General features: G+C 66.4%; 15 protein-coding genes. 6 read left to right on the forward strand and 9 right to left on the reverse strand.

Annotated features, from left to right (window positions below; all coding sequences use genetic code 11):
• From FJ967_RS33990 to FJ967_RS19495, 3 genes are read left to right on the forward strand one after another with little or no spacing between them, the layout of a single operon-like run.
• The gene (locus FJ967_RS33990) at positions 1–126 is read left to right on the forward strand and encodes a hypothetical protein (protein WP_281405685.1); all 126 of its coding nucleotides are present in this window, start codon (positions 1–3) and stop codon (positions 124–126) included.
• A 51-nt stretch (positions 127–177) separates the two neighbouring features.
• Positions 178–615: a DCC1-like thiol-disulfide oxidoreductase family protein gene (locus tag FJ967_RS19490; protein ID WP_140733456.1), complete on the forward strand. Its 438-nt coding sequence runs from the start codon at positions 178–180 to the stop codon at positions 613–615.
• 21 nt (positions 616–636) lie between these two features.
• Entirely contained in the window at positions 637–2,244 is a 1,608-nt protein-coding gene (locus FJ967_RS19495) for an SDR family oxidoreductase (RefSeq protein WP_140733457.1), read from the forward strand.
• 32 nt (positions 2,245–2,276) lie between these two features.
• Here FJ967_RS19495 and FJ967_RS19500 read toward each other — a convergent pair whose 3' ends face one another.
• From FJ967_RS19500 to FJ967_RS19510, 3 genes are all read right to left on the reverse strand, one after another.
• Positions 2,277–2,660, reverse strand: a complete 384-nt coding sequence (locus tag FJ967_RS19500) for a DUF1850 domain-containing protein (protein WP_140733458.1) — start codon at positions 2,658–2,660, stop codon at positions 2,277–2,279.
• Positions 2,657–4,771, reverse strand: a complete 2,115-nt coding sequence (locus FJ967_RS19505) for a TRAP transporter permease (RefSeq protein WP_140733459.1) — start codon at positions 4,769–4,771, stop codon at positions 2,657–2,659. Before FJ967_RS19505 ends, FJ967_RS19500 begins: the two co-directional genes overlap by 4 nt.
• Positions 4,772–4,844: 73 nt before the next feature.
• Entirely contained in the window at positions 4,845–5,804 is a 960-nt protein-coding gene (locus tag FJ967_RS19510) for a TAXI family TRAP transporter solute-binding subunit (protein WP_140733460.1), read from the reverse strand.
• 257 nt (positions 5,805–6,061) lie between these two features.
• Between FJ967_RS19510 and FJ967_RS19515 the strand changes: the two genes are divergently transcribed.
• Together FJ967_RS19515 and FJ967_RS19520 are read left to right on the forward strand one after the other, a co-directional pair.
• The gene (locus FJ967_RS19515; RefSeq protein WP_140733461.1) at positions 6,062–6,430 is read left to right on the forward strand and encodes a YciI family protein; all 369 of its coding nucleotides are present in this window, start codon (positions 6,062–6,064) and stop codon (positions 6,428–6,430) included.
• Positions 6,430–7,674 carry an RNA polymerase sigma factor gene (locus FJ967_RS19520; protein WP_140733462.1) on the forward strand — a complete coding sequence of 415 codons (1,245 nt, stop codon included), beginning with the start codon at positions 6,430–6,432 and terminating at the stop codon, positions 7,672–7,674. Before FJ967_RS19515 ends, FJ967_RS19520 begins: the two co-directional genes overlap by 1 nt.
• A 31-nt stretch (positions 7,675–7,705) precedes the next feature.
• Here FJ967_RS19520 and FJ967_RS19525 read toward each other — a convergent pair whose 3' ends face one another.
• From FJ967_RS19525 to hrcA, 6 genes are all read right to left on the reverse strand, one after another.
• Positions 7,706–8,332: a glutathione S-transferase family protein gene (locus tag FJ967_RS19525; protein ID WP_140733463.1), complete on the reverse strand. Its 627-nt coding sequence runs from the start codon at positions 8,330–8,332 to the stop codon at positions 7,706–7,708.
• Positions 8,333–8,467: 135 nt separating this feature from the next.
• Positions 8,468–9,448, reverse strand: coding sequence for a cysteine synthase A (gene cysK, locus FJ967_RS19530; protein ID WP_140733464.1), 981 nt, complete (start codon positions 9,446–9,448; stop codon positions 8,468–8,470).
• A 231-nt stretch (positions 9,449–9,679) separates the two neighbouring features.
• Positions 9,680–10,297 (reverse strand): LysE family translocator, encoded by a 618-nt coding sequence (locus FJ967_RS19535; protein ID WP_140733465.1) that lies wholly within the window; start codon positions 10,295–10,297, stop codon positions 9,680–9,682.
• A 114-nt stretch (positions 10,298–10,411) separates the two neighbouring features.
• Entirely contained in the window at positions 10,412–11,764 is a 1,353-nt protein-coding gene (locus FJ967_RS19540) for a sorbosone dehydrogenase family protein (RefSeq protein ID WP_246675320.1), read from the reverse strand.
• A 254-nt stretch (positions 11,765–12,018) separates the two neighbouring features.
• Entirely contained in the window at positions 12,019–12,216 is a 198-nt protein-coding gene (locus FJ967_RS19545; protein ID WP_140733467.1) for a hypothetical protein, read from the reverse strand.
• Between the two features lie 239 nt (positions 12,217–12,455).
• A complete protein-coding gene (gene hrcA, locus FJ967_RS19550) occupies positions 12,456–13,538 on the reverse strand; it encodes a heat-inducible transcriptional repressor HrcA (RefSeq protein WP_140733468.1) in 1,083 nt (360 codons plus the stop codon).
• Positions 13,539–13,716: 178 nt separating this feature from the next.
• Between hrcA and rph the strand changes: the two genes are divergently transcribed.
• A complete protein-coding gene (gene rph / locus FJ967_RS19555) occupies positions 13,717–14,433 on the forward strand; it encodes a ribonuclease PH (protein ID WP_140733469.1) in 717 nt (238 codons plus the stop codon).
• Positions 14,434–14,531 lie beyond the last annotated feature (98 nt).

Below are 14,531 nucleotides of genomic sequence, written 5' to 3' on the forward strand. Positions count from 1 at the left end.
ATGACTTTCGAGTTCAGGCACAACAGCCGCATCTGCAGGCCGGGCACCGAAACCCGCGCCACGACCTACCGCGCCGAGCGTCCGGCTTTCGCCGACCGGCGGCGTGCGACATCGCCGCGTCTTTGATGCCGCCTTCGGCTGGCTTAGTGTCGTCGCACACGAGCAGCCGAGGCCAGTGTGACCGACCGTCCCAAGCCGCCTTCCGAACCCTTTGATGCAAGCCATCCGCTGATCGTTTTCGACGGCGTCTGCGTGTTCTGCTCGGGCTTCGTGCGCATGGTGGTCCGCCTCGACCGCAAGGCCCGTTTCCGCTTCGCCACCGCGCAATCGCAGCTCGGCGAGGCCCTGTTCCGCAAATACGACCTGCCGACCGACAGCTACGAAACCAACCTCGCTTTGGTCGGCGGCGTTCCGTTCATCCGCCTCGACAGTTTTGTCGCCGTGATGGCCGAGCTTGGCTGGCCGTGGCGGGTGGCCAGGGTCCTGTTGCTGCTGCCGCGCCCGCTGCGCGACTGGCTCTACGATCGCATCGCGAAAAATCGTCACGCGCTGTTCGGCAGGAAGGACAGTTGCGACGTCCCGCCGGCCGGGCTGCGGGACCGGTTGATCGGCTAGGAGCAATTTGGGGGCAGGCGCGTGAAGCTTCTCATTGTCGGCGGCTACGGCACTTTCGGCGGACGCATCGTCCAACTGCTGGAGAATGAGCCTCGGCTGACGATCATGGTCGCCGGCCGCTCGCTGGCCAGCGCGCAAGCCTGGTGCGCGAAGCGGGGTCCGGTCGCCGCGCGTCTGGTGCCGGCGGTGTTCGACCGCAATGGCGATCTCGCCGCCCAGCTGGCATCGCTGCGCCCCGACACGCTGGTCGATGCCAGCGGCCCGTTCCAGGCCTATGGCGAGGGACGCTATCGCCTGGTCGAAGTCTGTGTCGGCCGTGGCGTCAACTATCTCGATCTTGCCGACGGTTCGGATTTCGTCGCCGGCATCCCGGCCTTCGATGACGCCGCCGGACGGGCAGGCCTGTTCGTGCTGTCCGGCGTCTCCAGCTTCCCGGTGCTGACGGCGGCTGTGGTGCGCCGGCTGTCGTCCGGCATGGCACGGGTCGATACGATCACCGGCGGCATCGCGCCGTCGCCCTATGCCGGCGTCGGCGAGAACGTCATCCGCGCCATCGCCGGCTATTCCGGCCAGCCGGTGGCGCTGCTACGCGGCGGTCGCAAGGCGCTGGGCCATCCGCTGACCGAGCAGATGCGCGCCACCATAGCGCCGCCCGGGCGGGTGCCGCTGAGGAATACGCTGTTCTCGCTGGTCGACGTGCCGGACCTGCGCACGCTCGGCGATTTATGGCCGCAGGCCAAGACCGTCTGGATGGGCGCCGGCCCGGTTCCCGAAATCCTGCATCGCGCCCTGATCTGCCTTGCCTGGCTGGTGCGCATCAGGCTGGTCCGCTCGCTGTCGCCACTCGCCCCGCTGATGCATTGGGCGACCAACCGCCTGCGCTGGGGCGAGCATCGCGGCGGCATGTTCGTGGCCGTCGAGGGGACGGACCAGGCCGGAAGGCAGCTCAAGCGCTCCTGGCATCTGCTGGCGGAAGGCGATGACGGGCCGCTGATCCCGTCAATGGCTGTCGAGGCGCTGGTGCGCAAGACGCTCGACGGCCATGCGCCGGCGCCCGGGGCAAGAGCCGCGGTGAACGATCTCGAGCTTGCCGACTACGAGGCGCTGTTCGCCGGCAGGACGATCCATCCCGGCTTTCGCGACGACAGCGGCGGCACGGACCGACCGCTCTATGCCGACCTGCTCGGCGATGCCTGGCAAGGCTTGCCCGATGAGATCCGCGCCATGCATGACCACGCGAAAGCCGCTGAAGGCCGTGGCAGCGTCGAGCGCGGGCGGAATATTATTAGCCGGCTGGCGGCATGGCTGGTCGGGTTCCCCGAGGCCGCGGCGGACATCCCGGTTCGTGTCCGTTTCGATGCCGATGCGCAGCGCGAAACCTGGACGCGGACATTCGGCGCGCACAGCTTTTCCAGCCGGCAGTTTAAGGGGCAGGGGCGCAGCGGGCGCCTGCTATGCGAGCACTTCGGCCTGTTGACCTTCGCCATGGCGCTGGCGACCGAGGACGGCAGGCTGAAGCTCGTCCTGCGGCGCTGGAGCCTGCTCGGCCTGCCATTGCCGATGTGGCTCTGCCCGCGCTCGACCTCCTTCGAGACCGTCGAGGACGGGAAATTCCGCTTCCATGTCTAGATATCGCACCCGTTTACCGGCCTGGTCGTGCGCTATCGCGGCTGGCTGGAGCCTGTGGGCTCGCACGGCTCGAGCGAGATCGTCTCGCCCGCCGTCCTGCCTAATTCCAGGCAGCCCTGAACCGTGCACAGCGTCCAGCCGTCCCCGGTGGCGCCGGAGGCGGCGAGGACGAGACGCGGCTGCGGCCCGACCCTGGGCGCATAGGCCCACCAGCCATCGCGCAGCATGGCGCCTTCGGGAGGTTCCATGCCGGCGCCCGAGCCCTTGATGCGGGCCTCGATCACCCGCAGGCCGGACGGCGTCACCCTCCAGTCCTCCTCCCAACGTGTCCGCTCGACCGAATGCGTCCAGGACAGGGTGAAGGCGGCGACAGTCAGCGTCACCGTCTTGCCGGCGGCGAATATGCACAGGCTCATGCGGCGATCTGTGCTTGCCGTGCCCGCCAGACATGCCAGCCGATCCAGGCCAGCGCCAGCACCCAGCCCGCTTCGTCGGTCAGCGGCAGCGCCGCGACCAGGAGCACGCCGGCGCCGAAGGCGACGAGCCGTTCCCACCAGGCCATGCGCGCGGCAAGGAAGCCCACCGCCGCCGCCCCCCACAACACGATGCCCATGCACGCCTTGACGACGATATAGCCGACCTCGACGGGATAGCCGAACTGGGCGGCGATCGGCCCGGCATCCTGCAGCATCAGCGCCGGCGTATAGACCGCCATGAACGGCACCACGAAGCCGGCAATGGCGAGCTTGGTCGCCTGGATACCGATCTTGAGCCCGCTCTCCTTGGCCATCGGCGCGGCGGCGAAAGCGGCCAGCGCCACCGGTGGCGTCAGGTCGGCCATGATGCCGAAATAGAAGACGAACATATGGCTGACGATCAGCGGCACGCCGAGTTCCAGCAGCGCCGGCCCGGCCAGCGACGAGGTGATGATGTAGTTTGGAATGGTCGGGATGCCCATGCCCAGCACCAGGCAGGTCAGCATGGTCAGCACCAGCGACAGGAACAGGTTGTCCTCGCCGATCGAGATGATCCAGCCGATGAAGGTCGAGGCGATGCCGGTCAGCGTCAGCGTGCCGATGACGATGCCGACGATGGCGCAGGCGATGCCGACCGGCAGCGCGTTCTTGGCGCCCTCGGCCAGCGAATCGACGCAGATGCGCAGCGTCTCGCGCCCGCCCCTGAAGGCAAGGCAGGCCACGACCAGCCCCGCGATGACGAGGCCGAGTATGTTGACGCCGAACTTCATGAACGAGGCGGCGGCGAGCCCCAGCGCGATCCAGAAGACGATGCGGAACGCCAGCGGCCCGATCAGCGCCGCAAGCGGCGTGCCGAGGATCAGGACGATGGTCAGCGCCAGGCCCATCGTGCCGGCGAAGACCGGCGTATAGCCGGCGAACAACAGGTAGATCAGCGCTGCCAGCGGCAGCACCAGCGGCCAGTGTTGCCGCACCGCCTCCCACGGGTTTGGCAGGTCGGCCTTGGCCATGCCGCGCAGGCCGGCCTTGCCGGCCTCGAGATGCACCTGCCAGAAGCAGGCGCCGAAATAGAGCAGCGCCGGGATGATCGCCGCCTTGACCACGGCGGCATAGGGAATGTTCAGCGTCTCGGCCATTATGAAGGCGACCGCGCCCATCACCGGCGGCATGATCTGGCCGCCCATGGACGAGGTCGCCTCGACGGCGCCGGCAAACGCCGAGCGGAAGCCGAAGCGTTTCATCAGCGGAATGGTGAACTGGCCGCTCGCCACCACATTGGCGACGCCCGAACCGGAGATCGTGCCCATCAGCGCCGAAGACAGGACGCAGACCTGCGCCGGGCCGCCGCGCCAGGAGCCGACGAGGCCAAGGGCGAAATCGTTGAACAGCGCGATCATGCCGGCGCGTTCGAGGAAGGCGGCGAAGACCACGAAGATGAAGATGTAGGCCGCCGAGACATAGATCGGCGTGCCGTAAATGCCTTCGGTGCCGTAGGCGAAAGTGTCGACGAGCTGGGCAAAATCATAGCCGCGATGGATGAAGGGCGGCGGCAGATGGTTGCCGACGAAACAATAGGCGAGGAAGATGAAGGCGATCACCGCCAGCGGCAGCCCCATCAGCCGCCTCGCCGCCTCGAAGACCAGCACTACCAGCACGGCGCCGACGATCAGGTCGGGCGTGGTCGGGAAGCCGGAGCGCCGGATGAGGTCGGCATAGAACACCCAGTTGTAGAGGCCCGTGCCGAAGCCGAGCAGGCCGAGTGTCCAGAACGCCACCTTGGCAGGCAGGCTGGTGGCGCGCAGGTTGGCGATCAGCGCGAAGCCGAGCAGCAGCAGGAAGCCGACATGCATGGCCCGCACCACCTGGCTCGGAATGCTGCCATAGGCGGCGATGTAGATCTGGAAGGTGGAAAAGGCGACGGCGATGGCGAAGGCCGCCTTGCCGGCGATGCCGTCGCCGAAGCCCGGCGGCAGCCCTTCGACCTGTTCTTCGGCAGGCGCGGGATGGAAGGATTTGCCGTCGGTTGCGGTTCCAGACGTCATGTGGCTCATCCGGCGCACTCCAGGGCGGGTGAATTGCAGTGCGGGACGGCACCTGGCGAAGACATGTCCGGTTGCCGCGCCCTTACTTCAGCAGACCCTTTTCCCTGTAATAGCGTTCTGCGCCCGGATGCAGCGGTACCGGCATGCCGTCGAGGGCCTTGGCCGGATCGATCGCCTTGGCGGCGGCGTGAGCGGCGGCGAGCTGGTCGAGATGGTCGAACATCTGCCTGGTCATCTGGTAGGCGGTCTCGTCGGAGACATCGGCGCGGGTGATGAGGAAATTGCCGACGGCGGCGGTCGCGACATCCTCGCTCTGGCCTTCATAGGTGCCCTTGGGAATGACCACTGAAATATAGGGCGAGCCGATCTTGGCGACGTCCTCGGCCGGCACCGCCACGACGTTGATCGGCAAAGAGGTGGCGAGGTCGCGGATCGAGGCGACGCCCAGGCCCGCCGACTGCAGCGTGGCGTCGAGCTGGCGGTTCTTGATCAGCTCGACCGATTCGGCGAAGGGCAGGTATTCGACACGGCCGAGATCCTCGTATTTCAGCCCTGCGGCGGCGAAGATGGCGCGCGCGTTGAGCTCGGTGCCGGAGGCCGGCGCGCCGACCGACAGGCTCTTGCCCTTGAGGTCTGCCAGCGTCTTGATGCCTGAGTCCTGGCTGGCGACGATCTGGATGTAATTGGGATAGATGGCGGCGATGCCACGCAACTTGTCGAGCTTTCCGGGGAAGCCGGCCTCGGCATTGCCTTCGGCGGCCAGCTTGACGGAATCGCCGAGCGCGAACGCGATCTCACCCTTGCCTTGCTGCAACAGATTGAGGTTCTCGACCGACGCCTTGGTCGCCTGCACCTGGGTGCGGGCGCCTTCGATGCCCTTGCCGTAGATTTCAGACAAAGCCACGCCAAGCGGATAATAGACGCCCGAAGTTCCGCCGGTCAGCACATTGATGAATTCCTGCGCGGTGGCCGATACCGCGCCAAGGCCAAGAGAAAGCGCTATCGCACCGGCAGCAACAAATTTCGTCCTGAAATTCAACATCTGGTTTTCCTCCCTGAAATATTGGCCGCATCGCCTCCCTGATACGAACCGAGGCGAGTTTAGACAGCGCAAGCGAAATGCCAACCCGCAATTCCCCGCCTTAGACGAATGGTTGAGTGCTCGCCGAACACATGCCCGCTTGCGCAAGGCGCGTTGGCGGCAGAAAAGTTTTCCGCAACCTGTCGAAATCCGTCGCCGCCGCGCGACATACGTCCGGCCCCGCAAGGACGCGGCCTTCGAACCACGGGAGAAAACCCATGCGATACATGATCATGATCTACGCCAACGAAGCCGCGCTGGCGAACGTGCCGGCCGAGGCACGGGTTCAGATGAGTGCGGCCTATGGCGCCTATACCGAGGCGCTGAAGAAATCCGGCACCTGGCTGGCCGGTGACCGGCTGCGTCCGAGCCAGGCGACCACCTCGGTGCGGATCGCCGACGGTAAGACCAACGTCATCGACGGTCCCTATGCCGACACCAAGGAGCAGCTTGCCGGCTTCTACATGATCGAGGCGGCCGACATCGACACCGCCATTGAATGGGCGGCCCGCTGTCCGGCGGCCAGCACCGGAACGGTCGAGTTGCGGCCGATCTGGGAAATGGACGAGTACATGCCCAAGAGCTGATGGACACCCGGCCGGAAATCGCCAGGGCGGCCGCGGAGGCCGCCGCCCGACAAAGCTATGGCAAGTTGGTCGCCTGGCTGGCGGCGCGCACGCGCGACGTCGCCGGCGCAGAGGATGCGCTGGCCGATGCCTTCGCGGCGGCGCTGGAGCGCTGGCCGCGCACCGGCGTGCCGGAAAAGCCGGAAGCCTGGCTGCTCGCGGTGGCAAGGCGGCGGCGGGTCGATGCGGTGCGGCGGCGGCTCACCAGCGAAGCCGGCCGCGACCATCTCAAGCTGATTGCCGAGGAGGCGGAGGCGCGCATGACCGACGAGGACCTGCCTGACGAACGCTTGCGGCTGATGTTCGCCTGCGCCCATCCGGCGATTGAGGCCGGCGTGCGGGCGCCGCTGATCCTGCAGACCATCCTGGGCTTCGATGCGGCGACCATCGCGTCCGCCTTCCTGGTCTCGCCGGCCACGATTGGCCAGCGGCTGGTGCGCGCCAAGAACCGCATCCGCGAGACCGGCATCCCGTTCCGCGTGCCGGAGCGGGCCGAACTCGGCGAACGGCTGGACGCGGTGCTGGAGGCGATCTACGCCGCCTTCGCCGAAGGCTGGACCGACCCCGCCGGCACCGAGACGCGGCGCCGCAACCTCGCCACCGAAGGCATCTGGCTCGGCCGGCTGGTGGCGTCATTGCTGCCGGAAGAGCCGGAAGCGCTGGGCTTGCTGTCGCTGATGCTGTTCGCCGAGGCGCGTCGCGCCGCGCGTCGCGACACGGCCGGAGAGTATGTGCCGCTCGCCGAGCAGGACCATGCGCTGTGGGATCACGCCCTGGTCGACGAGGCCGAAACCCTGCTCGGCCGTGCCGCCACCATGGGCGCTATCGGCCGTTATCAGCTCGAGGCGGCGGTCCAGTCGGCGCATGTGGCGCGACGGCTGAGCGGCCGCACCGACTGGGCGGCGATCCGCGCGCTCTACGAAGCGTTGTTTTCGATCGCCGGGTCGCCGGTCGTGGCGATCAACCGCGCGGTGGCGATCGCCGAGACCGAGGGCGCGGTGGCGGGGCTGGCGGCCCTCTACGTGCTGGGCGACGACAAGCGGCTCAATGACTATCAGCCCTATTGGGCCGCGCGGGCCGGCCTGCTGGCCAGGCTCGGCCAGGCACCACAGGCGCTGGAAGCCTATGACCGGGCGATCGGCCTCGAGCGCGATCCGGCGGTGCGCCGTTTCCTGCAGGCAAAACGCGCCGCGCTCATGCATTGAGGCTGCGGACGCTGCAAGGCCTATCGGGCGGTCAGGCCGGCCACATCTCGTGCGAGGTGTTGAGCGTCTTCATCAGCGGATGCGCGCGCAACCGCGCCCACAGGCGTTCGATATCGGGCCAGGCCGCCCGGGCCTTGTCGATGTCGGGATACCAGGCCACCAGCATGACGAGATAGATATCCGCCAGCGACATCCGATCGCCGGCCAGCCAGTCGCGGCCGCGCAACGCGGCATCGACGACGGCAAAACCGCGATCCATCTCGGCGACCGCCGCCTGTTTCACCGCCTTCGTGCCCTCGGCGTCGGCGGTGTAGCGATAGGCATAGTAGAACCGCAGCACCGCCGGATAGAGCACCGACGACATGAAGGCCATCCAGCGCAGGAATTCCGCGCGCGCCGGCGCGTCCACCGCCGGCGCCAGGCCGGCTTGCGGGTGGCGCTCGGCGAGCAGGATGCAGATCGCCGCCGATTCGGTGATCGAGCGCCCGTCCGGCAAGGTCAGCACCGGCACCTGGTTCAGCGGACTTATGGCGAGGAAGGCCGGATCAGGCTGGTCGGTCTTCGGCACGTCGAAATGTTCGAATGGCACTTGCGCCAGCGCCAGCGCTGCCTCGACGACAAAGCCGCCGCTGCCCGGACGTGTGTAGAGCTTGTACATGAAATCCTCCCCCGGCCCGTCTTTTCGCGGGACCGGGGCGATATGGCCCGGAAGCAGGGTTCGGCTCAAGCCGGACGCCAGTGGCCACGGAAGGATTTTTCAGCGGGCCAGCGAAGAGACCACCGAAGGTCCGAGCTAGGCCCCCAGCCCTTCGAACAGGATGGTAGACAGATAGCGTTCGGCGAAGTCGGGGATGACCACGACAAGGGTCTTGCCCTTGTTCTCGGGCCGCGAACCGACGACGATCGCCGCCTGCAGGGCCGCGCCAGACGAGATGCCGACCGGCACGCCCTCGAGCCGGGCAACGAGGCGCGCATTGGCGACGGAATCCTCGTTCGAGACCTTGACGATCTCATCATAGATCGTGGTGTCGAGGATCTTGGGCGCGAAGCCGGCGCCGAGGCCCTGGATCTTGTGCGGGCCGGGCTGGCCGCCAGACAGAACCGGCGAGGCATCCGGCTCCACGGCCACGATCTGCAGCGAGGGTTTGCGCTTCTTCAGGACCTGGCCGACGCCGGTGATGGTGCCGCCGGTGCCGATGCCGGCGACGAAGATATCGATCTCGCCCTGCGTGTCGTTCCAGATTTCCTCGGCGGTGGTCTGCCGGTGTATTTCGGGGTTGGCGGGGTTTTCGAACTGCTGCGGAATGATGGCGTTGGGGATCGTCGCGGCCAGTTCGTCGGCCTTGGCGATGGCGCCCTTCATGCCTTTCGGCCCTTCGGTCAGCACCAGCTCGGCGCCGAGCAGCGCCAGCATCTTGCGGCGCTCGACCGACATCGTCTCCGGCATGGTCAGGATCAGCTTGTAGCCCTTGGCGGCGGCGGCGAAGGCAAGCGCGATGCCGGTGTTGCCCGATGTCGGTTCGATCAGCGTGGTCTTGCCGGGCGCGATCTTGCCGGCTGCCTCGAGCGTCTCGATCATCGCCACGCCGATGCGGTCCTTGACCGAGGCGATCGGATTGAAGAATTCGAGCTTGGCGACCAGGTTGGCGACGACGCCCTTCTCCTTGGCGAATTTGTCGAGCCGCACCAGGGGCGTGTCGCCGATCGTGTCGGTGATGGACGTGTAGACGCGGCCGCGGCCGGGGACGCGGGCAGGATTGGCGGATTTGGTCATTGGTTTCGCTCCCAGGATTTCAGGCAAGAGACTATTTCAGGCAAGGGAAGTATCGCAGACAAGGGAAGTATCGCAGGCAAGTGGCGTTCCAGCCGGCACGATAAGGTCTTCAGCCGCGCAAGATAGGCTGTCGGCAAGAAATATCCGAGTAGGGACCGTGCTGAAAACCCGTTTGCTCCGGAAAAGCGTTTCCCGAAACAAATCGTTTGCGGAACGGTTTGGCGCGAAGCGCTACTGGCGGGCGGCGATCGCCGCAGCAGCGCCGACCATGAAGGTGGCGGCGGTGCGGTTCAAAAGCTTGAGCGCACGCGGGGATTTCAGGAACCAGCGCGCCTTGGCGGCGAGCGCCAGATAGGGCACCAGCACGACGAACAGGACGACGACCGTGAGCGCGGCCAGGATGCCGTAGTCGGCAAGCGTGATGGTCTTCAGGTCGACGATGGTCGGCGTGATCGCGAGATAGAAGATCATCGTCTTCGGGTTGCCGAGCGTCACGGTCAGGCCGGCGAGGAAGCTCGACAGCAGCCCGCCCTTGCCTTTCCTGGCCTCGACCGTCTCGGGCGTGATGCCGGCGGTCCAGAACCGCCAGCCGAGGAAGGCGAGATAGGCGACGCCGGCCCATTTGATGGCCAGGAACATCATGCCGAACTCTTGCGCGACGAAGGCAAGGCCGAGCACCACGGCGGTCAGATAGGTGAGGTCACCCAGCATCAGGCCAAACGACATGGCGAGCGACGAGCGAAAGCCCGAGCCCAGCGCCCGCGCCACGAGTGCGGTGACGCCGGGGCCGGGAATGGCGGCGGCGATGCCGAGAGCGGCGCTGTAGGCGAGAAAGCCGGTGAGGGTCATGGTGCGGCGTCCAAGGGTGGTTACGCCTTTGTCGCACGACACACCCTGCGGGAGAACGCCCTGAGCGCAAAATTCGCTTGCGCCAGGCACCAATGGCCCGTTCGCGAGGACGGATCAGGAGCGGCCGCCGCCATAAGTCACGCGCCAGATCGTGCCGTTGCCGTCCTCGGTCACGATCAAGGATCCGTCGCCGGCCACCGCAACGCCCACCGGCCGGCCCCAGACCTCGCCATTGGAAACGACGAAGCCGGTCATGAAATCCTCGTATTCGCCGGTCGGCTTGCCGTCCTTGAACTTGAGCCGCACCACCTTGTAGCCGGTCCGGTTGCCGCGGTTCCACGAACCGTGCAGGGCGACAAAGGCATCGCCGCGATATTCCTTGGGAAAGCCGGTGTCGGCGGGCAAGTCCTTGCCGTCGTAGAAGGCGATGTTGAGCGGCGCCGAATGCGCCTGCATCAGCACGTCGGGAATGGTGACCTTGCCGGCGAGGTCCGGCCGCTCGCCCTTGTGACGCGGGTCCTCGTTGTTGCCGATGTAATACCAGGGCCAGCCATAGAAGGCGCCTTCCCTGACCGACGTCGCGTATTCGGCCGGCACATTGTCGCCAAGTGCATCGCGCTCGTTGACGACGCACCACAGCGCGCCGGTCGCCGGCTGGATCGTCATGCCCGAACAATTGCGCAGGCCGGTGGCGACGATGCGGCCGTTCTTGCCGTCCGGGTCGAAGGCCCTGACGTCGGCGCGGCCTTCCTCGGAGCCCCAGGCCGCGCCGAGCGGCTGCGATTTCGCCCAGGCCTCGAGGCCACCCTCCGGTGCCTTGCCCATGCTCTCCGCGACGTTCGAGCCGGAGCCGACCGACAAATAGAGCGTCTGGCCGTCGGGCGAAAAGGCAATGTCGCGCGTCCAGTGATGGTTCGCCGGAATGTTGTCGACGATGGTTTCACGCTCGCCTGATGCCTTCAGGTCGCCGCCGCGATAGGGGAAGCGCACGATGCTGTCGCTGTTGGCGACATAGACCCATTTCGGGTCGTCGCCCGGGGGATAGAAGGCAATGCCGTAGGGCTGGTTGAGACCGCCGGCGAAGATGCCTTTCCCGGCCGGTTTCGCGCCGCCTTCTGTCAGGCGATAAACACGGATCTGGTTGGCCTCGCTGTCGGCGACGAACAGGTCGCCGTTCGGCGCCACCCGCACGACGCGCGGATTGTCGATCCCTGAAGCGACCAGCTCGGCCGTAAAGCCCGGCGGCAGATGCGGCTTTGCATCGCTCGGCATGTCCGCGACACCGGCGCTGTTCGAGGCCGATTTGGTGACGTAGGGCTTCGGCAGGTCTGCCGGCTCGATCAGCCGGCGCACGCCCGGCCTGTCGGCGCGCCAGTCACCGAAGGCGGCCGGACCTTTCAGCACCGGCTGCTGGTCGGCCGCCAGGGCGCAGCCGGCAATGACGAGGCTGACCGGGATGGCGGCCATCGAGACAAGTCGGATCATGGGAGACCTCCGCATCGTGCCGCAAACCGATTGCCGCTTAGAGCAATTCCAGGAAAAGTGCGTAGCGGTTTTCCCGGGAGAAGCGTGTAGCGCTTCCCCTTGGGAATTGCGTAAAACAAAGAGTTGGAGCGGGCCTGCGATTCTACCAAACGCTGAACCGCTCTAGAGCGGCAACGGCCAATCGTGGCCGATGGTTCCATGCCACATGTAGGGGTGAAGCGACGGCAGAGCGGCCGTCAGGTCTCGGTGGCGTCGAGGTCGCTGTCCAGGCGCTTTTCCAGCTCGACGAGATCGGCCGGCAGAGGCAGGCCCATGGCGCGCATTTCGCGCAGTTTCTCGCGCAACTGCTCCTGCACCTCGCGCACGTCCTCCGGCTGGTTGACCATCTCCTCCAGCAGCAGGCCGATCTGGGCCTTGAACGATTCCAGCGCCATTCTTTTTCTCCTTGCCGCCTGTTGTTTCGATCGGGGCCCGCCCTGGAAAGCGTCATCCTCGGGCTTGTCCCGAGGATCTGCCAACGCATCCAAGTCAGCTAAGCTGTTTCCGTCCTCATCTTCGCCATACCCAAATACCGCGATGCAGCAGATCCTCGGGACAAGCCCGAGGATGACGGCTTTCGGAGGCATTCGCGGTAGGCTTTCGACGTGGAAACCAAAGCAATTCCTCAGATCTCCTACCTTAACATGCGCGATATCAGCTGCGCCGTATAATCCACCATCGGCACGATGCGGGCATAGTTCAGCCTTGTCGGGCCGATGACGCCGAGCGCACCGACGACGCGGGCATCCTTGTCGCGATAGGGCGCCACCACGAGCGACGAGCCTGACAGCGAGAACAGCTTGTTCTCCGAGCCGATGAAGATGCGCACGCCCGATCCCTGCTCGGCGAGGTCGAGCAGCTGGATCAGCCCGTCCTGCGTCTCCATGTCCTCGAAGAGATGCCGCAAAAGTTCGATATCGGCCTGGGCGGTGACGTTTTCCAGCAGATTGGCGCGGCCGCGCACGATGAGCCGTGCCGGCAGGCCGCTTTCGGCGCCCGCCCACACCGCCAGTCCCTTCTCGACGAGGTCCTGCGACAGCGTGTCGAGGGCAGCGCGTGTCTCTTCCTTGATGCGGGCGATCTCGGTGCGCGCCTCGGCCAGTGTGCGGCCCCTGATATGGGCGTTGAGGAAGTTCGACGCCTCGTGCAGTTGCGAGACGGTGATGCCGGCGGGCAGGTCGACGACGCGGTTCTCGACGTCGCCGTTCTGCGACACCAGCACGGCCAGCGCCTTGGTCGGCTCCAACTGGATGAACTCGATATGCTTCAGCGCCACCTCGTTCTTGGCCGCCAGCACCAGGCCGGCGCCGCGCGACATGCCCGACAGCATCTGGCTGGCCTCGGTCAGCATGTGCTCCAGCGTCGCGCCCGAGCCCGACGCCCGCACCTGCGCCTCGATGGCGCGGCGCTCCTCGTCGGAGAGGTCGCCAAGCTCCATGAAGGCGTCGACGAAGAAGCGCAGCCCGGCCTGCGTCGGCAGCCGCCCCGCCGAGATGTGCGGCGCATAGATCAGCCCGAGATGCTCGAGGTCGCTCATCACGTTGCGAATGGTGGCCGGCGACAGCGAGGAGGGCAGGATGCGCGACAGGCTGCGCGAGCCCACGGGCTCGCCGTCCCTCAGATAGGAATCGACGATGCGCCGGAAGATGTCGCGTGAGCGCATGTCGAGTGATTGAAGTGCAAGCGACTGCGAACCGGGATCGATTGCCTTGGTCATTCGGCCAAAAACCTCCTCGTTCAGGATATAGACTCCCACACGCCTGGCGCAACCCGGTGTCTGTGCCGGCTCACCCCTGGCGGTCGTGGCGGCCGCCCGGTCCGTTTTCCTTTGCGCACCGCCCCCCTTGCGTCTAAAAGCCGGCCACGATTTCAAAACCCGACAGAAAGCAGGCCGAATGCGCCCCTCCAAACGCCAATTCGACGAAATGCGCGCCATCTCCTTCGAGCGCGGCGTCTCCAAGCATGCCGAAGGCTCGTGCCTGGTGAAGTTCGGCGACACGCATGTCCTGTGTACCGCGAGCCTCGAGGAGAAGGTTCCAGGCTGGATGCGCAATTCCGGCAAGGGCTGGGTCACGGCCGAATACGGCATGCTGCCGCGCTCGACCGGCGAGCGCATGCGCCGCGAGGCGTCCGCCGGCAAGCAGGGCGGCCGCACGCTGGAAATCCAGCGCCTGATCGGCCGCTCGCTGCGCGCCGTGGTCGATCTGCAGGCGCTGGGCGAACAGCAGATCACCGTCGACTGCGACGTCATCCAGGCCGATGGCGGCACCCGCACCGCCTCGATCACCGGCGGCTGGGTGGCCCTCTACGACTGCCTGCGCTGGATGGAAGCCCGCCAGATGGCCAGCGTTTCGAAAGTGCTGAAGGACCATGTCGCGGCGATTTCCTGCGGCATCCATGACGGCCAGCCGGTCATCGACCTCGACTATCTCGAAGATTCCGCCGCCGGCACCGACGCCAATTTCGTCATGACCGGCAAGGGCGGCATCGTCGAGATCCAGGGCACCGCCGAGGGCGAGCCGTTTTCGGAGGCGCAGTTCGCCGAGCTGATGGGCCTGGCCAAGAAGGGCATTTCCCGCCTGGTGAGTTTGCAGCAGATGGCGGTGGCCTGATTTCTATATGCTGAGCTTGAGCCCCCCTCTCTGGCCTGCCGGCCATCTCCCCCTCAAGGGGGGAGATTGGATGTCACGATGGCTTTCGCCAATCTCCG

The organism is Mesorhizobium sp. B2-3-4 (assembly GCF_006442315.1).
Classification (GTDB): domain Bacteria; phylum Pseudomonadota; class Alphaproteobacteria; order Rhizobiales; family Rhizobiaceae; genus Mesorhizobium.

What these genes read in the sequence shown, in the direction of transcription:
- FJ967_RS33990 (WP_281405685.1), top strand. Translation starts at nt 1, where the DNA reads ATGACTTTCGAGTTCAGGCACAACAGCCGCATCTGCAGGCCGGGCACC.
- FJ967_RS19500 (WP_140733458.1), bottom strand. Translation starts at nt 2,660, where the DNA reads ATGAGCCTGTGCATATTCGCCGCCGGCAAGACGGTGACGCTGACTGTC.
- FJ967_RS19505 (WP_140733459.1), bottom strand. Translation starts at nt 4,771, where the DNA reads ATGAGCCACATGACGTCTGGAACCGCAACCGACGGCAAATCCTTCCAT.
- FJ967_RS19510 (WP_140733460.1), bottom strand. Translation starts at nt 5,804, where the DNA reads ATGTTGAATTTCAGGACGAAATTTGTTGCTGCCGGTGCGATAGCGCTT.
- FJ967_RS19515 (WP_140733461.1), top strand. Translation starts at nt 6,062, where the DNA reads ATGCGATACATGATCATGATCTACGCCAACGAAGCCGCGCTGGCGAAC.
- FJ967_RS19520 (WP_140733462.1), top strand. Translation starts at nt 6,430, where the DNA reads ATGGACACCCGGCCGGAAATCGCCAGGGCGGCCGCGGAGGCCGCCGCC.
- FJ967_RS19525 (WP_140733463.1), bottom strand. Translation starts at nt 8,332, where the DNA reads ATGTACAAGCTCTACACACGTCCGGGCAGCGGCGGCTTTGTCGTCGAG.
- cysK (WP_140733464.1), bottom strand. Translation starts at nt 9,448, where the DNA reads ATGACCAAATCCGCCAATCCTGCCCGCGTCCCCGGCCGCGGCCGCGTC.
- FJ967_RS19535 (WP_140733465.1), bottom strand. Translation starts at nt 10,297, where the DNA reads ATGACCCTCACCGGCTTTCTCGCCTACAGCGCCGCTCTCGGCATCGCC.
- FJ967_RS19540 (WP_246675320.1), bottom strand. Translation starts at nt 11,764, where the DNA reads ATGGCCGCCATCCCGGTCAGCCTCGTCATTGCCGGCTGCGCCCTGGCG.
- FJ967_RS19545 (WP_140733467.1), bottom strand. Translation starts at nt 12,216, where the DNA reads ATGGCGCTGGAATCGTTCAAGGCCCAGATCGGCCTGCTGCTGGAGGAG.
- hrcA (WP_140733468.1), bottom strand. Translation starts at nt 13,538, where the DNA reads ATGACCAAGGCAATCGATCCCGGTTCGCAGTCGCTTGCACTTCAATCA.
- rph (WP_140733469.1), top strand. Translation starts at nt 13,717, where the DNA reads ATGCGCCCCTCCAAACGCCAATTCGACGAAATGCGCGCCATCTCCTTC.